Raw genomic sequence first — 5,161 nt, forward strand, 5'->3', positions numbered from 1 at the left:
GGCAGGCGTTGCAGGCTGGGTGCTTAGCTGCGCGAGCTCTTCTTCGATGGCCGCGATATCGGCATCGATGCTCTCGTCGAGCAGGCTCGCTTGCGTGCTGTCGAGCTGCTCGCTGCGTTTGCCGAACTGGTACCGCTTGATCATCGCCATCTCATGCGTGAGTTGGTCGATACGCGTCTGACGGTAGTGGAGTTCGCGATCCTTCTCGCCGACCTTGGCGATCAGCTCAGCCGCGAGCGTGCGAAGCTGCTCCGGGCTGAGGTGGTCGAGGTTTGCGGGTAAGTTCATGGGGCTCAGTTTGCCAGAGCCTGGCACCGCTGCCCATTGGATCAACACCGGATTGCACCGGCATCAGAGGATTGTGATCACCCCGTGCTCGCCCAAGCGCTGCCAGGGTAGCCCGAGCACCAGCGCCTGCAACTGCTCCGGCGTGAGGGCAAGCTCCGTGGCCAGCCCCTCGCCGGGCCAGATGAAGCGGCCCTTGTTCAGGCGCCGCGCCGCCAGCCATACGCCGATGCCGTCATGCACCAACACCTTCATGCGATTGCCGCGACGGTTGGCGAACAGATACGCGTGATGCGGGCGGGCCGCGCCAAACACCTTCACCACGCGAGCCATCGCCGTGTCGCTGCCGGCGCGCATATCCAGCGGCTCGACCGCTAGCCAGATTTGGTCGACACGGATCATCGCAGCCAGTCCCGTAACCAGGTGGCACAACCGACTGCGTCCTCCAGGGGCCATCGCACGATGATGCGCGTATCGCCCCGGGCGACATCGATCTGGATATCTTGGCGTAACGCGGGCATTGACGTCGCACGCGAAGGTGCGGCAATTGGAATGAACGACGGCGTCGCCATCGCCAGTTGCCCTGCCTCCGCCAACCGAAGCCATTTGTGCACGATATTGGCGTTCATGCCGTACTTGAGCGCCACGCTCGACACCGATCTGTCCCCAGCCTTGCACTCGGCCACAACCTCGCTCTTGAACTGCTTCGAGTAGGAGCGCCGTACACGCTTAACCGCTAATTCTGTGCCCATCATCGCGTCCGCTTAAATTTAAGCGGACACTATCTGTCGGCACAACGAGACCCGCAAGATGGGTTCGCCAGCCGCTTACGGTGCTCAAACGTATAGCTACGCTTTACCCACTTTCTTACTGCATCTCGCAGTTGGTCCTGGTCGTCAGTGAATTCGAAATCCATGCTCTACTCCTTTATCCGAGGACCACTTGCGAAACAATGTTACGCTGCACTTCATTGGAGCCACCGTAGATAGTGGTTTTCCGCAGATTAAAATATGTCGCGGCAAGCGGAGCGTTCCGTCGCTCTCCACCTGGGAACTCGCCATCCCACTCCGTCAACATAGCGTCTTGAATAAATGGGAGGCTATAGGGACCTGCAGCCAGCATCATCAATTCACTGTAGCGCTGTTGAATCTCACTGCCTCGGATTTTCAGTAGGCCTGCGATATCCAATGGATTCTTCCCGGATTTTTCTGCCGAGATAACGCGAAGAACCAGCATTTCGAGCGCGATAATATCTACCTCGAGCTTCGAAACCTCGTCTTTGAAACGAGGGTCGTCCATCATGCCTTCTGCAGCCGCGATTCGCTTCAGGCGTCGGAGCTCACGCTTGGCACGCCCGACTTCTGCAATGTTCGAGCGTTCGTGACTGAGAAGGTGTTTGGCATAGGTCCAGCCCTTATTTTCTTCGCCAATCAGGTTCTCAACGGGGACCTCAACATTGTCGAACCAGACCTCATTGACCTCGCACTCGCCGTCCAGCAGCTTAATGGGCCGAACCGTGACGCCAGGCGAACGCATGTCAATGAGCAGGAAACTGATCCCTGCCTGCGGCTTCCCTTCTGTATTGGTCCGGACGAGACAGAAAATCCACTCCCCGTACTGAGCCAACGTGGTCCAGATCTTTTGACCATTGACTATGTACTTGTCTCCCTTTCGCTCCGCTCGTGTCTTGAGCGAAGCCAGGTCGGAACCCGATCCCGGCTCGCTGTAACCCTGGCTCCACCAAACATCGCCCGTCACAATGCCGGGCAAGAAGCGCGCCTGTTGCTCAGCGTTACCAAATGCCATGATGACTGGTGCCACCATGACAGGCCCATAGGGCACGAGTCGCGGTGCTCCTGCCAACGCGCACTCTTCCTCGAATATGTGCCGCTGCACTGGTGTCCAGCCCGTGCCGCCGAACTCGACTGGCCACTTATACGTCAGCCAACCCTTTTTCCCCAGAATTTGGTGCCAACGCTGCATATCGGTGCGGGATAGCTGCAGTCCGTTGTGCACCTTGTGCGAGATCTCCTTCGGCAAATGGGCGTCGATCCACGCATGTACCTCTTTTCTAAATTCCTGCTCTTCTTCTGTGAAATTCAGATCCATTTCTCAGTCCCCTACTGTGTTAGTTAGTCCTAGCGGCCCACGAAAACGGGAGCGCGACGCTCCTTGGCCGCCAACGCCCCTTCCCGGGCGTCTTCACTCCTGGCCAGCATCTGAGCTTGGTACTGGGCGCTATAGCCTGCCTCAACCAGTCCTACCGGAATCGAGTGTCTCGCCGCCTGTTTGAGGAAACGCAGTACCAGCGGCGCTGCGCTCGCAATCTGACGCGCTGTCACTAGAGCTGCCTCTGTTTCGCTTCCTGGTTCACAGAGTTCGTTTACGAATCCGACTTCATAGGCCCGTTGGGCGGATACCGGGCGCCCGGTCAACATGAGCTCCATCGCGATCTTGTGGGGAATCCGACCGACCAGCGAGCTAATCAAGCCGGCTGCCATGCCTAGGCGACCTTCGGGATAAACGAAGGTCGTTGCCGAAGTCGCTACACAAAGATCGCAGAATGCAAGCATCGATACGCCCGCCGCTATCACGGGGCCATTAACCGCTGCAATAACCGGCTTTCCAATGTCAAATGCGACATTGGGAATGGCATGCCAAAAGGAATCCGGTGGATCGTTCGTGTCGAGGCCTGCCGTAAACACCGACCCCTCTGCACGTAGCAGGGCAACGCGATCCTCTGAGCCCGCGAAGTCTTGCCACGCGTCGTGCAACGCGTCGCACATTTCCGAGTTCAGCGCGTTTCTCTTATCCGGCCGATTCATCGTAATGACCCGGACGAAATTTTCTGATTCGATTTTTATCAACTCGGCCATGGCGTTCTTAACGCTTCTTGTTCAGGAAGGATTTGAAGATTTCCTGAGTGGCTTCGGTATTCAAGAGTTCGGCGAACATCTTCACTTCCAGGTCGAGCGCAGAACCCACAGCGGCACGATTCTCGTGGTTCAACATCCGCTTTGTCGCGCGTACCGAAGCCTTGGGAAGCTTTGCCAGTTCGGCAGCCGTTTCGCGCGCCCGTGCAAGGGCTTCCCCGTCCTGCGTCAGCGACGTCAGAAGCCCGGCATCGAAAGCTTCTTCTGCATCAAAGAACTTTCCAAGCATCAACCACTCACGTGCCTTCCGGACACCTACCAGCGATTCGAGCAGGTAGCTGGATGCGCCCTCGGGGCACAGACCCAGCGATACGAACGGCATGCGGAAGCGCGCATCTTGGGATGCGTAGGCAAAATCGACGTGTTGCAGCATCGTGGCGCCGATTCCAATCGCCAGTCCCTCGACTGCTGCGATTAGCGGCACATCGATCGCGGCCATCTTCCGGAGAAGCGTGACAGCAGGGGAATCTTCATTACCCCGCCGGGTCTGGAAATCATTGATATCGGCACCGACAGTGAAGTGTCCGCCCGCACCATGCACGATGACTGCGGCACATTCCTTGTCCGCGTTGGCCTCATCCAGAAGACGGGTCAGTTCCTGGTACATCGCGGCGCTGATCGCATTGCGCTTTTCTGGACGCGCAATGCAAATCTCCAGGACGTTTCCGACATTATTAGCTTGGATGCTCATGATTGCTCCTGAAGTGTCTTTTTTGACGTTTGGCAACTAATCACCCCACGTTCTTCGAGACCGGCGATGTGGTCCGCGGAAAGTTCTAGCAAGTCGGAAAGCACGTCTTCTGTGTGCTGACCGAGTTTCGCGGGCGCCCGAACGTAGTGCACCGGCGTTTTACTGAATTTGATGGGATTGGCGATGCCCCGTACCGAGCCGATACCTTTGTCAACCGGCACGTCGATCGCCATCTGACGGTGGATGACCTGTGGGTGAGCAAAGGCTTCCTTGTAGGTATTGATACGACCGTGCGGGATATCCGCTGCGGAGAACGCGGCAAGCCAATGCTCGGTTTGGCGCGCCGCAAGAACCGACGACACCTGCGCAATTAGCGCCTCTCGATTCCGAATGCGTCCGGATGCGGAATAGAACGTCGAATCCCGGGCCAGTTCTTTGGCGTCGATCGCTTGGCAAAAGCGTTGCCACTGGGAATCGTTCCCCACAGCAACTACCACCTTACCGTCTGCCGTATCAAAGACTTGATACGGTACGAGAGACGGATGCGCGTTCCCCCACCGGTGCGGTTCGGCGCCATTGATCAGGCACGACAATCCCTGATTCGACGACAAGCCAACCAGACAATCGAGCAGTGCCAAATCGATGTGCTGACCTTCTCCCGTGACATTCCTGTGGTTCAACGCGGCGAGGATCGCGACCGTCGCATACAGTCCCGTCGTCAGATCAGCAATGGCGATCCCGACCTTCTGTGGCCCACCACCAGGCTCGTCATCACGCTCGCCCGTTATGCTCATCAGCCCGCTTTCCCCCTGGAAAACGAAGTCGTAGCCGGGGCGGTCAGCGTACGGCCCGGATTGGCCGTACCCGGTGATAGAGCAATAGATCAGGCGCGGATTGATCTTTTTCAGACTGTCGTAGTCAAGCCCTCGACGAGCCAGATCACCAACCTTAAAGTTCTCTACAAAGATGTCGCACTCAAGAACGAGCTTACGGATCAGATCCGCACCGTCTGGGTTGGCGATGTCCACGCCAACCGATCGTTTGTTCCGATTTGCGGAAGCGAAGTAGGTGGAATCCTCAAGCACTTCCGCTTCACTCGTCATCGCATACGGCGGCCCCCACTGCCGCGTATCATCCCCTCGCGATGGGTGCTCAATCTTGATGACATCGGCTCCCATGTCGCCCAGCATCTGGGTACACCATGGCCCTGCGAGCACTCGCGTCATATCCAATACGCGAATGTTCCCTAGAG

The 5,161-nt window shown here is 57.6% G+C and carries 7 protein-coding genes; all 7 read right to left on the reverse strand.

Annotated elements, in window-relative coordinates; translation table 11 throughout:
- Positions 1-288, reverse strand: a 288-nt coding sequence (locus tag PTE31013_RS24550) for a transposase (RefSeq protein WP_217426264.1), incomplete at its 3' end; no start/stop codon positions are given.
- A 63-nt stretch (positions 289-351) separates the two neighbouring features.
- Positions 352-687, reverse strand: a complete 336-nt coding sequence (gene tnpB, locus PTE31013_RS24555) for an IS66 family insertion sequence element accessory protein TnpB (RefSeq protein ID WP_107338546.1) — start codon at positions 685-687, stop codon at positions 352-354.
- A complete protein-coding gene (gene tnpA / locus PTE31013_RS24560) occupies positions 684-1,040 on the reverse strand; it encodes an IS66-like element accessory protein TnpA (protein WP_107338545.1) in 357 nt (118 codons plus the stop codon). Before tnpA ends, tnpB begins: the two co-directional genes overlap by 4 nt.
- A 172-nt stretch (positions 1,041-1,212) precedes the next feature.
- Positions 1,213-2,394, reverse strand: a complete 1,182-nt coding sequence (locus PTE31013_RS24570; protein ID WP_043355354.1) for an acyl-CoA dehydrogenase family protein — start codon at positions 2,392-2,394, stop codon at positions 1,213-1,215.
- A 29-nt stretch (positions 2,395-2,423) separates the two neighbouring features.
- On the reverse strand, positions 2,424-3,161 hold the full coding sequence (locus PTE31013_RS24575) for an enoyl-CoA hydratase/isomerase family protein (protein ID WP_043355356.1): 738 nt from the start codon (positions 3,159-3,161) through the stop codon (positions 2,424-2,426).
- A gap of 7 nt (positions 3,162-3,168) precedes the next feature.
- Complete coding sequence (locus PTE31013_RS24580) at positions 3,169-3,909, reverse strand: enoyl-CoA hydratase/isomerase family protein (RefSeq protein WP_043355358.1); 741 nt, start codon at positions 3,907-3,909, stop codon at positions 3,169-3,171.
- The coding region (locus tag PTE31013_RS24585; RefSeq protein WP_217426265.1) for a CaiB/BaiF CoA transferase family protein at positions 3,906-5,161 on the reverse strand (1,256 nt) is incomplete at its 5' end. The genes PTE31013_RS24585 and PTE31013_RS24580, both read right to left, overlap by 4 nt.

It is taken from the genome of Pandoraea terrigena (assembly GCF_902459705.1).
Classification (GTDB): domain Bacteria; phylum Pseudomonadota; class Gammaproteobacteria; order Burkholderiales; family Burkholderiaceae; genus Pandoraea; species Pandoraea terrigena.

Bases quoted from the DNA above. Each gene is read 5' to 3' on its own strand.
- tnpB (WP_107338546.1), bottom strand. From the start codon at position 687: ATGATCCGTGTCGACCAAATCTGGCTAGCGGTCGAGCCGCTGGATATG.
- tnpA (WP_107338545.1), bottom strand. From the start codon at position 1,040: ATGATGGGCACAGAATTAGCGGTTAAGCGTGTACGGCGCTCCTACTCG.
- PTE31013_RS24570 (WP_043355354.1), bottom strand. From the start codon at position 2,394: ATGGATCTGAATTTCACAGAAGAAGAGCAGGAATTTAGAAAAGAGGTA.
- PTE31013_RS24575 (WP_043355356.1), bottom strand. From the start codon at position 3,161: ATGGCCGAGTTGATAAAAATCGAATCAGAAAATTTCGTCCGGGTCATT.
- PTE31013_RS24580 (WP_043355358.1), bottom strand. From the start codon at position 3,909: ATGAGCATCCAAGCTAATAATGTCGGAAACGTCCTGGAGATTTGCATT.